General features: G+C 69.6%; 11 protein-coding genes. 1 reads left to right on the top strand and 10 read right to left on the bottom strand.

The annotated features are described in order from the left end of the window. Window positions 1-6 precede the first annotated feature (6 nt). Window positions 7-786 carry a 6-phosphogluconolactonase gene (gene pgl, locus FHX68_RS01185; RefSeq protein WP_141378760.1) on the top strand — a complete coding sequence of 260 codons (780 nt, stop codon included), beginning with the start codon at window positions 7-9 and terminating at the stop codon, window positions 784-786. 55 nt (window positions 787-841) lie between these two features. Here the strand turns inward: pgl and FHX68_RS01180 are convergent, their stop codons facing one another. From FHX68_RS01180 to uvrA, 10 genes are all read right to left on the bottom strand, one after another. After that, window positions 842-1,198 carry an RNA polymerase-binding protein RbpA gene (locus tag FHX68_RS01180; protein WP_141378758.1) on the bottom strand — a complete coding sequence of 119 codons (357 nt, stop codon included), beginning with the start codon at window positions 1,196-1,198 and terminating at the stop codon, window positions 842-844. Beyond that, window positions 1,198-1,446: a preprotein translocase subunit SecG gene (secG, locus tag FHX68_RS01175; RefSeq protein ID WP_141378756.1), complete on the bottom strand. Its 249-nt coding sequence runs from the start codon at window positions 1,444-1,446 to the stop codon at window positions 1,198-1,200. Before secG ends, FHX68_RS01180 begins: the two co-directional genes overlap by 1 nt. Window positions 1,447-1,569: 123 nt before the next feature. Beyond that, on the bottom strand, window positions 1,570-2,352 hold the full coding sequence (gene tpiA / locus FHX68_RS01170; protein ID WP_229661376.1) for a triose-phosphate isomerase: 783 nt from the start codon (window positions 2,350-2,352) through the stop codon (window positions 1,570-1,572). Then, a complete protein-coding gene (locus FHX68_RS01165) occupies window positions 2,352-3,569 on the bottom strand; it encodes a phosphoglycerate kinase (protein WP_141378752.1) in 1,218 nt (405 codons plus the stop codon). Before FHX68_RS01165 ends, tpiA begins: the two co-directional genes overlap by 1 nt. 10 nt (window positions 3,570-3,579) lie before the next feature. Further along, on the bottom strand, window positions 3,580-4,590 hold the full coding sequence (gene gap, locus FHX68_RS01160) for a type I glyceraldehyde-3-phosphate dehydrogenase (protein WP_141378750.1): 1,011 nt from the start codon (window positions 4,588-4,590) through the stop codon (window positions 3,580-3,582). A gap of 133 nt (window positions 4,591-4,723) precedes the next feature. After that, entirely contained in the window at window positions 4,724-5,353 is a 630-nt protein-coding gene (locus FHX68_RS01155) for a superoxide dismutase (protein ID WP_141378748.1), read from the bottom strand. A gap of 155 nt (window positions 5,354-5,508) precedes the next feature. Continuing rightward, window positions 5,509-6,486, bottom strand: a complete 978-nt coding sequence (whiA, locus tag FHX68_RS01150) for a DNA-binding protein WhiA (RefSeq protein ID WP_141378746.1) — start codon at window positions 6,484-6,486, stop codon at window positions 5,509-5,511. 42 nt (window positions 6,487-6,528) lie between these two features. Then, window positions 6,529-7,404, bottom strand: a complete 876-nt coding sequence (gene rapZ, locus FHX68_RS01145) for an RNase adapter RapZ (protein WP_141378744.1) — start codon at window positions 7,402-7,404, stop codon at window positions 6,529-6,531. Between the two features lie 69 nt (window positions 7,405-7,473). Further along, the gene (uvrC, locus tag FHX68_RS01140) at window positions 7,474-9,468 is read right to left on the bottom strand and encodes an excinuclease ABC subunit UvrC (RefSeq protein WP_141378742.1); all 1,995 of its coding nucleotides are present in this window, start codon (window positions 9,466-9,468) and stop codon (window positions 7,474-7,476) included. Continuing rightward, window positions 9,468-12,395: an excinuclease ABC subunit UvrA gene (gene uvrA / locus FHX68_RS01135; RefSeq protein WP_141378741.1), complete on the bottom strand. Its 2,928-nt coding sequence runs from the start codon at window positions 12,393-12,395 to the stop codon at window positions 9,468-9,470. The genes uvrC and uvrA overlap by 1 nt, the downstream gene beginning before the upstream one ends. Window positions 12,396-12,399 lie beyond the last annotated feature (4 nt).

The following is a 12,399-nucleotide window of genomic DNA, read 5'->3' as shown; positions in this document are numbered from 1 at the left end:
GTCGCGATGGCGCAGCTGTGGACCGAGAAACGTGTCGTGATCAGCCCCGACGCGCAGACACTGGCTTCCGCTGTCGCCGGGCGTCTCCTCGAGCGGCTCGCGCGCCGCTCAGGGGCGGGGAAGACGAGCCACGTGTTGCTCACCGGCGGCGTCATCGGCACGGCTGTGCTGCGCGCCGCCGGTGCGAGTCCCGCGCGCACGAAGGTCGACTGGTCGACCGTGCACCTGTGGTGGGGCGACGAGTTGTTCCTGCCGGCATCCGACCCCGAGCGCAACGACGTGCGGGCGCATCGCGCGCTGATCGACCACATCGACATCCCGGCCGGGAACGTGCACGCGATGGCGGGCGCCGACAGCGGCGTTGACATGGCGGCCGCGGCCGAAGCGTACGCGGGCGAGCTCGCGATGTTCGCGGCCGACGACCAGGAGTGGCCGTCGTTCTACGTGTGCTTCCTCGGCGTCGGTCCGGACGGCCACATCGCCTCGCTGTTCCCCGACCGCGGTGAGATCCAGTCGACGGATGCCGTCGTGCTGCCGGTCTCCGGCGCGCCCAAGCCCCCGTCGGAGCGGCTGACGCTCACGCGTCCCGTGCTGAACTCAGCGCGGTGCGTGTGGCTCGTCGTCTCGGGCACCGACAAGGCCGCGGCCCTGGGGCTCGCTCTCGCGGGTGCGAGTTATGAGAGCGTCCCCGCAGCAGGCGCGAAGGGCCGCAAGCGCACGCTCTTCTTCGTCGACGAGGCTGCCGCCGCCAACGTCCCGCCCGAGCTCATCGACCAGGAGTTCTGAGTCGAGCCCCACCGGTCGCGCCGGCACTCGATCAACAGTGGGTCGTCGAGGCGGGTCAGGCCTGGCCGCGGCGCTCGCGCAGCTGCTGCAGCGCGTCGTCGAGGAGGGCGTCGGCCTCTTCCTCGGTGCGACGCTCCTTCACGTACGCGAGGTGCGTCTTGTAGGGCTCGGTCTTGGCGACAGCGGGCGGGTTCTCCTTGTCGCGACCGGCGGGAAGGCCGGAGTGCGGCGAGTCGATGACCTCGGGGATCTCCTCCTCGGGAATCCCCGCGGCGAAGTAGCGGACGGTCTCGTTGCCGAGCGCATCCCAGTACGAGATGGCGACGCGGTCGGCGTGGTGGCCGTGATCCTGCTCGCCCATCGGGCCGGCGCCGACACGGGTGCCGCGGATTGCGTTTCCTCCGGTAGCCATCAGATCCCCCGGAACTTCGTGATCAGGCCGAGCGCCACGATCGAGACGAACCACACGAGCGCGAGCACGACCGTGAAGCGGTTGAGGTTGCGTTCGGCCAGTCCCGACGATCCCATCGCCGAGCTCATGCCGCCGCCGAACATGTCAGACAGACCGCCACCGCGGCCCTTGTGCAGCAGGATCAGGAGGGTCAGCAGGAGGCTGGTGATGCCCAGCAGCACCTGCAGCACGAACTCGAGGATGTCCACAGTCGAGAAAGCCTTTCGCGGCGCCCACCGCAGGGCGCACAGGGTACGAGTATACCGGTGCCTCCGACAGGCTCAGGGCCGGCGGGGCTCACGCCCCACCGACCCCGAGCCCATCGAGCGGCGTCAGACGCCGACGTGCTTCTGGTAGCGGATGATCGCGGCGAACTCTTCGGCGACGAGGCTCGCACCACCCACCAGCGCACCGTCGACATCGGGCTCGCGCATGAAGCTCGCGATGTTGCCCGACTTCACGGACCCGCCGTACAGGATGCGCGTGCGCGCCGCCGCATCCGCACCGAGCTTGTCGGCGACGACCTGGCGCACGGCGGCACAGACCTCCTGCGCCTGCTCGGGCGAGGCCACCTGACCGGTGCCGATCGCCCAGACGGGCTCGTAGGCCACGACGATGTCTGCGTCGGCCGGCACGCCCTCAAGCGCCACCTGCAGCTGCGCAACCGACACCGCGGTGGGGCCGGACTCCTCACGCTGCTCCAGCGTCTCGCCGACGCAGATGACGGGGACGAGCCCGTGCCTCAGTGCGGCCTGCACCTTGGCGGCGACGATCTCGTCGGTCTCGTGGTGGTACTCGCGACGCTCGGAGTGCCCGATGATCACATACGCGCAGCCGAGCTTCGCCAGGAACGCCCCCGAGACCTCACCCGTGTATGCGCCCGCATCGTGCATCGAGAGGTCCTGCGCGCCGTGGGCGAACGGGATCTTGTCGGCGTCAAGCAGCGTCTGCACCGAGCGGATGCTTGTGTACGGCGGAAAGACGGCGACCTCGACGGAGGCGTCGTCGTGCGCGGCATCCTTCAGCGTCCAGTGCAGCTTCTGCACGTAGGCGACCGCCTGCAGATGGTCGAGGTTCATCTTCCAGTTGCCGGCGATGAGCGGTGTGCGGGCCATCAGCTCTCCCATCCCAGGACTTCGAGCCCGGGGAGCTTCTTGCCCTCCAGGAACTCCAGACTCGCCCCACCACCGGTGGAGATGTGACCGAACTGCTCGTCGTGGAAGCCGAGCTGCCGGACGGCCGCGGCGGTATCGCCGCCGCCGACGACCGAGAGGCCGTCGACCTCGGCGAGCGCCTGCGCGACGGCGCGGGTGCCGCCCGAGAAGGCGGGGAACTCGAACACGCCCATCGGGCCGTTCCAGAACACCGTCGTCGACGAGCGGATCGCCTCGGCGAAGGTCGTCGCCGTGTCGGGACCGATGTCGAGACCCATGCCGTCCGCGCCGAAGGGGGTGTCCTCCAGCGCATCGGCGGGGGCGACGACGTGGTCGGCGTCGGCGGCGAAGCCGGAGGCCATGACCGCGTCGACGGGGAGGATCAGTTCCACGCCCTTGTCGGCCGCCGTCTGGATGTAGCCCTTGACCGTGTCGATCTGGTCGGGCTCGAGCAGGCTCTTGCCGACGGGGAAGCCCTGTGCGGCGAGGAACGTGAACATCATGCCGCCGCCGACGAGGATCTTGTCGGCGCGCGGGAGCAGGTGCTCGATGACGCCCAGCTTGTCGCTGACCTTCGACCCGCCGAGGACGACCGCGTACGGGCGCTCGGGGTTCTCGGTGAGGCGGTCGAGCACGTCGACCTCCTTCTCGATCAGCAGACCCGCCGCCGACGGCAGGATCTTCGCGAGTTCGTAGACCGAGGCCTGCTTGCGGTGCACGACGCCGAAGCCGTCGGAGACGAGGGCCTCGCCGAGCGCGGCCAGCTGCTCCGCGAAGGCGCGGCGCTCACCGGCATCCTTCGCCGTCTCGCCCGGGTTGAAGCGGAGGTTCTCGATCACCGCGACGTCGCCGTCTTCGAGTGCCGCAGCGGCCTCCTGGGCGGAGGTGCCGACCGTGTCGCGCGCGAACGCGACCGGCTTCCCGAGCAGCTCCGAGAGCCGCTGGGCGACCGGTTCGAGGCTGTACTTGGGGTCGGGGGCGCCGTCGGGACGACCCAGGTGCGAGCACGCGATGACGCGGGCGCCCTGGTCGATGAGCTTGTTCAGCGTGGGAAGAGCCGCCCGGATACGGCCATCGTCCGTGATGACGCCCTCTTTGAGAGGGACATTGAAGTCAACACGGACGATGACACGCTTACCGGCCAGCGAACCCAGGGAGTCGAGGGTGCGCAGAGCCATGGAGATCAGCTCAGAGCTTCTCGGCGACGAGCTCGGTGAGGTCGACGAGACGGTTCGAGTAGCCCCACTCGTTGTCGTACCACGACGACACCTTCACGAGGTTGCCCGAGACGTTCGTCTGGCCGGCGTCGAAAACCGACGAGTGCGGGTCGAGCTGGATGTCGCTCGAGACGATCGCGTCCTCGTTGTACTTCAGGTAGCCCTTCAGGGGACCCTCGGCGGCGGCCTTCTTGTACGCCTCGTTGATCTGCTCGACGGTCAGGCCCTCGGTGGGGGTGATGATCGTGAGGTCGACGATCGAGCCGGTGGGGACCGGCACGCGGTACGACGAGCCGGAGAGCTTGCCGTTCAGCTCGGGGAGCACCAGGCCGATCGCCTTGGCGGCACCGGTCGAGGCGGGGACGATGTTGATCGCCGCGGCGCGCGCACGGTGCAGGTCGCTGTGCGGACCGTCCTGCAGGTTCTGGTCGGCGGTGTAGGCGTGCGCGGTCATCATGAAGCCGCGCTCGATGCCGAAGTTGTCGTTGAACACCTGCGCGAGCGGCGCGAGACAGTTCGTGGTGCACGACGCGTTCGAGATGATGTTCATCGTCGCCGGGTCGTACTCGCCGTCGTTGACGCCCATGACGAACGTGCCGTCGACGTCGGTGCCGGGAGCGGAGATGATGACCTTCTTCGCGCCGCCGTCGAGATGCTTCTTGGCGTCCACGGCCTTGGTGAAGCGGCCGGTCGACTCGATGACGATGTCGACGCCCAGGTCGCCCCAGGGCAGGTTCGCGGGGTCGCGCTCTTCGAAGACCTTGATGGCCTTGCCGTTGACGGTGATGGAGTCCGCGTCGTACGAGACGTCCGCGTCGAGACGTCCGCCGACGGAGTCGTACTTGAGCAGGTGGGCGAGGGTCTTGTTGTCGGTGAGGTCGTTCACCGCCACGATCTCGAGGTCTGCCCCCTGCGCGAGAGCCGCGCGGAGGAAGTTGCGTCCGATGCGGCCGAAGCCGTTGATTCCGATCTTGACAGACACGTTGTCTCCCGGTTCTTGTCGCCGCGGGCACCCTCAGGAGCTCCGCGAAGCGATCGTCTGATGTGAGAAGAGGATGCCGGGTCTCCCCCGTCACCGGGCGGAGACCCGGCATCCTCACCTGGTCATGACACTACTACTTGAGAAGGCCCGCCGTCTTGTCGCGAGCCGTCGAAAAGCGCTCGGCGACGTTGCCCCAGTTGGCGATGTTCCAGACCGCCTTGACGTAGTCCGCCTTGACGTTCAGGTAGTCGAGGTAGAAGGCGTGCTCCCACATGTCCAGCTGGAACACGGGGATCGTGCCCTGCGCGGTGTTGGACTGCTGGTCGAACAGCTGCTGGATGATCAGCTGCTCGCCGATCGGGTCCCAGCTGAGCACCGCCCAGCCCGAGCCCTGGATGCCGGTGGCCGCCGCGGTGAAGTGCGCCTGGAACTTGTCGAAGCCGCCGAAGAACTCGTCGATCGCCGCCGCGAGCTCGCCCTCGGGCTTTCCGCCGCCGCCGTCGTTCGCCGGCGCGAGGTTCGTCCAGAAGATCGAGTGGTTGACGTGACCGCCGAGGTTGAACGCGAGGTCCTTCTCGAGCTTGTTGACGTTCGCCAGGTTGCCGGTCTCGCGGGCCTCGGCGAGCTGCTCGAGGGCGGTGTTGGCACCGGTCACGTAGGCCTGGTGGTGCTTGTCGTGGTGCAGCTGCATGATCTTGCCGCTGATGTGCGGCTCGAGCGCTGCGAAATCGTAGGGGAGGTCGGGCAGTGTGTACTTCGCCATGTTCTCTTCTTCCTGTTCGCGCCGCGCTGCGAACGCGGCGAGGGGACGATTTCCATCCTATTGAGGTGCAACGCCCTCGTCAGGGGGTTGTTCCCCGGGTGACGGTATGCGACGGCCCGACCGCTCGGAGAGGGGTCGCCAGGCGCGCGGACGCGTCAGTCCTCGAAGCCCTCGGGGACGGCGGACTCGGTGCCGGGGATGCCCTCGGCGGTCGCCTTCTTGTCGGCCATCGCCAGCAGGCGACGGATGCGGCCGGCGACGGCGTCCTTCGTCAGCGGCGGATCGGCGTGGTGGCCCAGCTCGTCGAGGCTCGCGTCGCGGTGCGACAGGCGCAGCTCCCCCGCCTCGCGGAGGTGCTCGGGCACCTCGTCGCCGAGGATCTCGAGGGCGCGTTCGACCCGCGCGCACGCGGCGACGGCGGCCTGCGCGGAGCGGCGGAGGTTCGCGTCGTCGAAGTTGACCAGCCGGTTCACCCCGGCGCGCACCTCGCGGCGCTGGCGCATCTCCTCCCACGCCTGCGCGGTGCGGACGGCGCCCATCTCGGCGAGCGCGACCCGGATCGCATCGCCCTCGCGCACGACGACGCGCGGCACGCCGCGCACCTCGCGCGCCTTCGCGGAGATGCCCAGCCGGTGCGCCGCGCCGACGAGGGCCATCGCGGCCTCGCCCGACGGGCAGGCGATCTCGAGCGCGGCCGACCGGCCGGGCTCGGAGAGCGTGCCGGCGGCGAGGAACGCCCCGCGCCACACCGCGGCGAGGTCGGGGCGGGCGCCCGTCGTCAGCTTGTTCGGCAGGCCGCGCACGGGGCGGCGGCGCTGGTCGAGGAGTCCCGTCTGGCGGGCAAGGGTCTCGCCACCGTCGATCACGCGCACGGCGAACGAGCCGCCCGTGCGGCCGCCGGATGCCTGGACGCGGTGGAGCTCGGGGCGCACCCCGTACAGCTCCATGATGTCGCGCGCGACGCGGCGGGCGAGCTGATCGGAGTCGAGCTCGGCCTCGACGGCGACGCGGCCGGCGATCGAGTGGAGCCCACCCGAGAAGCGCAGGATCGCGGTCAATTCGGCCACCCGTGCCGTCGGACGAGGGTCGCGGACCGCGGCCAGCTCGGACTTGACATCGGCGGTGGGCGGCACAGCGATCCTTCGGTGTTCAGGTGGGGGGGACGAACGTCCAGCCTACTCGCGACCGAGGTCGCGATGCTTCACGCGCACTGCCACGCCCGGCACCTCGGCGAGCCGACGGGCGAGCTCGATCGCGGTGACGACCGACCGGTGCTTGCCACCGGTGCAGCCGATCGCGACGACGGAGTGCCGCTTGTTCTCGCGCTGATAGCCCTCCAGCACCGGGTGCAGGGCGAGCGCGTACGCGTCGATGAACTCGAGCGCTCCGTCCTGCGAGAGCACGAAATCGCGCACCGGCCCCTCCTCGCCGGTGAGTCCCTTCAGCTCGGGGATCCAGAACGGGTTCGGCAGGAAGCGCATGTCGGCGACGAGGTCGACGTCGGTGGGCAGCCCGTACTTGAACCCGAAGCTCATCACCGTGACCGTGTGCCGCGCCTGCCCCTCCTCGCTGAACAGGTCGACGATGCGGTTCGCGAGCTGGTGGATGTTGAGGGCGCTGGTGTCGACGATGACGTCGGCGCTCTCGCGGATCACCGCGACGCGCTCGCGCTCGCGCCGGATGCCGTCGAGGATCGTGCCGTCGCCCTGCAGGGGATGCGGGCGGCGCACCGACTCGAAGCGGCGCACGAGCACCTCGTCGGAGGCATCCAGGAAGAGCACGCGCAGCTGGCCGCCCGTGCGCAGCGAGCTCGCGATCGCCGGCAGCTCGCCGAACAGGTCGCGCCCGCGCACGTCGACGACCGCAGCGATCTTCGGCAGCGCGCCGGCCGCGAGGCCTGTGAGGTCGAGGAGGGGGCGCAGCATCTGCGGCGGCAGGTTGTCGACGACGTACCAGCCGAGGTCTTCGAGGGCGTTCGCCGCCGTCGTCCGACCGGCGCCGGACATGCCGGTGACGATCAGGATCTCGCCGGCCGCCTGCTCTTCATCCACCCCAGTGTTCCCGTCTCTCCCTCGGTTCGGCAGTCGACTCTGCCCGGCGCGAGAGCGCACGGGCACAGCCTACCGATTGGCGAGACGCTGCTCGATCGCGGCGGCGAGCTTCGGGCCGATGCCGGGGAGGGCGGTGATCTCTTCCGCGCTCGCGCGGCTGAGGGCGGCGACCGACCCGAAGTGCTTCAGCAGCGCCTTGGTGCGCGCATCGCCGAGGCCGGGCACCTCGCCGAGCACCGTGGTGATGTCGCGCTTGCGCCGCTTGCGCTGGTGCGTGATCGCGAACCGGTGCGCCTCGTCGCGCAGCCGCTGCAGCAGGTACAGCGCCTCGGAGGTGCGGGGCAGGATGACGGGGTACTCCTCCCCCGGCAGCCAGATCTCCTCCAGCCGCTTCGCGATGCCGCACAGGGCGATCTCGGTGTGCCCGGAGTCTTCGAGGGCGCGCGCCGCCGCCGCCACCTGCGGCGCGCCGCCGTCGACGACGAGCAGCTGCGGGCGGTAGGCGAAGCGCGGCCGCTTGCGCTCGGTGACGACGGGCTCTTCGACGGCCTCCACGACCTCGACAGCCTCGGCCTCCACAGCCGCGGCCACCTCAACGGCCTCCACCGCCTCCACGACCTCCGCGGCCACGACCTCCGCGGCCACGACCTCGGCCCCGACGACCTCGGCCGGGTCGTCGCGGTCGACGTGCGCGAGCCGGCGCATGAGCACCTGATAGAGCGAATCGGTGTCGTCGGTGGTCTCGGGCACGCCGAACGAGCGGTACTGGTCCTTGCGCGGCAGGCCGTCTTCGAAGACGACCATGGATGCCACGACGTTCGTGCCCGACAGGTGCGAGACGTCGTAGCACTCGATGCGCAGCGGCGCCTCGTCGAGTCCGATCGCGAGCTGCAGGTCGGTGAGCGCCTTCGTGCGCGACGTGTAGTCCGAGGTGCGGCGGGTCTTGTGCAGCATCAGCGCCTGCTGCGCGTTGATCGTCGCCGTGCGCAGGAGATCCGCCTTGGCACCGCGCTGGGCGACCTGGATGCTCACGCGCTTGCCGCGTCGCTCCTGCAGCCACTCCTCGAGGTCGGCGGCGTCGCCCGGCAGCTCTGGCACGAGCACCTGGCGCGGGATCTCGCCCGCGCCGGCGCCGCCGTAGGTGCGCTGGAGCACCTGGTCGACGAGGTCGGCCCCCGAGATGTCGAGCTCCTTGTCGATCGTCGTCGCTCGCACGCCGCGCACGCGGCCGCCGCGCACGACGAAGTGCTGCACGGCGGCCGACAGCTCGTCTTCGGCGATGCCGAACAGGTCGGCGTCGGTGTCGCTCGGCAGCACGAGCGCGCTCCGGCTGAGCACGGCGTCGATCGCCTGCAGCCGGTCGCGGTAGACGGCGGCCGACTCGTAGTCCATGGCGGCGGATGCCTCGCGCATGCGCGCCGTGAGCTCTCGCGTGAACCGGGCGTCGCCCCCCGACATGAACGCGACGAAGTCATCCACGATCGCGCGGTGCTCCTCCACCGTCACCTTCATGGAGCACGGCCCGCCGCAGCGGCCGATCTGCCCCGGGAAGCACGGACGGCCCGTCGCCATCGCCTTCTTGTACGAGGCATCCGAGCACGTGCGGATCGGGAACACCTTGATCATGAGGTCGATCGTGTCGTGCACGGCCCAGATCTTCGGGTACGGGCCGAAGTAGCGGGCGCCGGGGATGCGCCGGTTGCGGGTGACGATCACGCGCGGAGCCTCGTCGGCGAGGGTGATCGCCATGTACGGGTAGGACTTGTCGTCCTTGTAGCGCACGTTGAACGGCGGAGAGAACTCCTGGATCCACATGTACTCGAGCTGCAGCGATTCGACGTCGCTGCCGACGACGGTCCACTCCACCGAGGTCGCGGTCGTGACCATGCGCCGGGTGCGCTCGTGCAGCGTGTGCAGGGGCGCGAAGTAGTTCGACAGCCGCGCCCGGAGGTTCTTCGCCTTGCCGACGTAGAGCACGCGACCTTCCGCGTCGCGGAACCGGTACACCCCGGGCTGGGTCGGGATCTCCCCCGGCTTCGGCTTGTAAGGCAGGGCGTTCGCCATCAGCCCGCCTTGCGCACCGCTTCTCGGGCCTCCGCCTCGGCGACGGCCTCGACCGCGACCCGCGAGCGGTCGGCGAGCACTTCGGCGAGGAAGGCGCCGGTGTGGCTCTCGGCGACCTTCGCGACCTTCTCCGGTGTGCCGGTGGCGACGATCTGCCCGCCGCCCGAGCCGCCCTCGGGACCGAGGTCGATGATCCAGTCGGCCGACTTGATGACGTCGAGGTTGTGCTCGATGACGATGACCGTGTTGCCCTTGTCGACGAGGCCGCCGAGCACCTCGAGCAGGCGCGCGACGTCTTCGAAGTGGAGGCCGGTGGTCGGCTCGTCGAGCACGTAGATGCTGCGCCCGTTCGACCGGCGCTGCAGCTCGGTGGCGAGCTTGACGCGCTGCGCCTCGCCGCCGGAGAGCGTCGTCGCCGACTGCCCGAGTCGCACGTAGCCGAGGCCGACGTCGACGAGCGTCTTCAGGTAGCGGTGGATCGCCTGGATCGGCTCGAAGAAGTCGGCCGCCTCGGAGATCGGCATCTCCAGCACCTCGGCGATGTTCTTGCCCTTGTAGTGCACGGCCAGGGTGTCGCGGTTGTAGCGCTTGCCGTGGCACACCTCGCAGTCGACGTACACGTCGGGCAGGAAGTTCATCTCGATCTTGATCGTGCCGTCGCCCGAGCACGCCTCGCAGCGCCCGCCCTTGACGTTGAAGCTGAAGCGTCCCGGCTGGTAGCCGCGCACCTTCGCCTCGCTCGTCTCGCTGAAGAGGGTGCGGATGCGGTCGAAAACACCCGTATAGGTGGCGGGGTTCGACCGCGGGGTGCGGCCGATCGGCGCCTGGTCGACGTGCACGACCTTGTCGAGGTTGTCGAGACCCGTCACGCGCGTGTGCTTGCCGGCCACGCGGCGCGCCCCGTTGAGCTTCGTCGCGAGCACTTCGTAGAGGATGCCGTTGACCAGCGACGACTTGCCGGAGCCGCTGACCCCGGTGACGGCCGTCAGGACGCCGAGCGGGAACTCGGCCGTGACGTTCTTGAGGTTGTTCTCCCGGGCCCCGACGACCGTCAGCATGCGCTTCTTGTCGATCTTGCGCCGCTTGGCGGGCGTCTCGATGGTGCGACGTCCGCTGAGGTAGGCGCCGGTGAGCGAGCGGGGCTCGTCGAGCAGCGACGACAGCGGGCCGGAGTGGACGACCTCGCCGCCCTCGACGCCCGCGCGCGGTCCGATGTCGACCACCCAGTCGGCGGCGTGCACGGTCTCTTCGTCGTGCTCGACGACGATCAGCGTGTTGCCGAGGCTCTTCAGGTGCACGAGCGTCTCGATGAGCCGGCGGTTGTCGCGCTGGTGCAGGCCGATCGACGGCTCGTCGAGCACGTAGAGCACGCCGGTCAGGCCCGACCCGATCTGGGTGGCGAGGCGGATGCGCTGCGCCTCGCCGCCGGAGAGCGACCCGGCCGCGCGGCTGAGGCTCAGGTAGTTGAGGCCCACCTGGATGAGGAAGTCGAGCCGGGCCCGGATCTCGCGCAGCACGGCCGCGGCGATCTTCGCCTCGCGGTCGGTGAGCTCGAGCTCGGCGAAGTAGGTCTGGGCGTCGCCGAGGCTCATGCGCGAGGCATCCGCGATGGAGTGCCCGTGCACGAGCACCGCGAGCACCTCGGGCTTGAGCCTGTCGCCGTGGCAGACGGGGCACGGCACCTCGCGCAGGTACTCGGCCCAGCGCTGGCGTTGCGTGTCGGTCTCGGCCTGCGTGTACTGGCGCTCGATGTAGGGCACGACGCCCTCGAAGCCCGACGAGTAGCGCATCTCACGGCCGTAGCGGTTGCGCCACTTGACCGTCACCTTGTAGTTCTCGCCGCGCAGCACCGCCTCCTGCACGTCGGTCGGCAGCTCGCGCCACGGAGTGTCGAGGGAGAAGCCGAGGTCGTCGGCGAGACCCATCAGCAGGCGCTCGTAGTACTGGTAGAGGCCCTTGCCCTGCGTCGTCCACGGGATGATGACGCCCTCGTTGATCGACAGCTCGTCGTCGCCCAGCATGAGCTCGACGTCGACCGACATGCGCGTGCCGAGACCGGAGCAGGCCGGGCAGGCGCCGAACGGCGCGTTGAACGAGAACGTGCGCGGCTCGATCTCGGTGAGCTGCAGCGGGTGGCCGTTCGGGCAGGCGAGCTTCTCGCTGAAGCTCTGCCAGGCGTCGTCGCCCTCTTCGTCGACGAAGTTCACCTGCATGATGCCGCCGGCGAGACCGAGCGCGGTCTCCACCGAATCGGTGACCCGGCCGAGGATGTCGGGCGCGGCGACCAGCCGGTCGACCACCACGGCGATGTCGTGCTTGTAGCTCTTCTTCAGCGTGGGCGGTTCGGACAGCTGGATGAGGTCGCCGTCGACGACGGCGCGGGCGTACCCCTTGGCCGAGAGCTCTTTGAAGAGGTCGACGAACTCGCCCTTCTTCTGCGTGACGACGGGCGCGACGATCTGATACCGGGTGCGCTCGGGCAGGTCCATCAGCTGGTCGGCGATCTGCTGCACCGTCTGGCGCTGGATCTCGGCGCCGCACTCGGGACAGTGCGGCACGCCGATGCGCGCCCAGAGCAGACGCATGTAGTCGTGGATCTCGGTGATCGTGCCGACGGTGGACCGCGGGTTGCGGTTGGTCGACTTCTGGTCGATCGACACGGCGGGGCTGAGCCCCTCGATGAAGTCGACGTCGGGCCGGTCGACCTGACCGAGGAACTGGCGCGCGTAGGCGCTCAGCGACTCGACGTAGCGGCGCTGCCCCTCGGCGAAGATCGTGTCGAACGCGAGGCTCGACTTGCCGGATCCGGACAGCCCGGTGAACACGACGAGCGAGTCGCGCGGAATGTCGAGGTCGACATTCTTGAGGTTGTGGACGCGGGCTCCACGGACGCTGAGTTTCGAGGCTGCGACGGGGACGATAGGCACTCCT

It is taken from the genome of Microbacterium lacticum, assembly GCF_006716815.1.
Classification (GTDB): Bacteria; Actinomycetota; Actinomycetes; order Actinomycetales; family Microbacteriaceae; genus Microbacterium; species Microbacterium lacticum.
This window is presented reverse-complemented; position numbering and strand designations above follow the sequence as displayed.

Coding starts and splice junctions, on each gene's coding strand:
- FHX68_RS01165 (WP_141378752.1), bottom strand. CDS start 3,569: ATGGCTCTGCGCACCCTCGACTCCCTGGGTTCGCTGGCCGGTAAGCGT.
- tpiA (WP_229661376.1), bottom strand. CDS start 2,352: ATGGCCCGCACACCGCTCATCGCCGGCAACTGGAAGATGAACCTCGAC.
- FHX68_RS01155 (WP_141378748.1), bottom strand. CDS start 5,353: ATGGCGAAGTACACACTGCCCGACCTCCCCTACGATTTCGCAGCGCTC.
- pgl (WP_141378760.1), top strand. CDS start 7: ATGGCGCAGCTGTGGACCGAGAAACGTGTCGTGATCAGCCCCGACGCG.
- FHX68_RS01180 (WP_141378758.1), bottom strand. CDS start 1,198: ATGGCTACCGGAGGAAACGCAATCCGCGGCACCCGTGTCGGCGCCGGC.
- uvrC (WP_141378742.1), bottom strand. CDS start 9,468: ATGGCGAACGCCCTGCCTTACAAGCCGAAGCCGGGGGAGATCCCGACC.